Raw genomic sequence first — 350 nt, 5'->3', positions numbered from 1 at the left:
TCGATCGCCTCGCGGACACCGGCAGGCTTGTGCGCCGGGAGATTGTCCATGACGACGATATCGCCCGGCTCCAGCGTCGGAACCAGGACTTGCTCGATATAGGCCAGGAAGACCGTGCCGTTCATGGCACCGTCGTAGACAAACGGCGCCRTCATGCCGCCGAGGCGCAGCGCTCCGGCAAAGGTCGTGGTCTTCCAATGTCCGTGCGGGATGCCGGCCCGGCAACGCTCACCGCGAGGGGCACGGCCTCGCAAACGGGCCATCTTGGTCGACAGGCCGGTCTCGTCGATGAAGACGAGGCGCCGCGGGTCGAGATCGGGCTGGGCCTCGAACCAGTCCCGGCGCCGCTT

Annotated in this window: 1 protein-coding gene; it reads right to left on the bottom strand. The window is 67.3% G+C overall.

Annotated features, from left to right (window positions below; all coding sequences use genetic code 11):
* Positions 1 to 350, bottom strand: a 350-nt coding sequence (locus tag AC1DDA_RS27440; protein ID WP_476798099.1) for a transposase, incomplete at both ends; no start/stop codon positions are given.

The sequence above is a fragment of the Allobosea sp. 10N428 genome, assembly GCF_056394545.1.
Note: the sequence above shows the minus strand (reverse complement) of the source record. Positions and strands in the feature narration are given on the sequence as shown.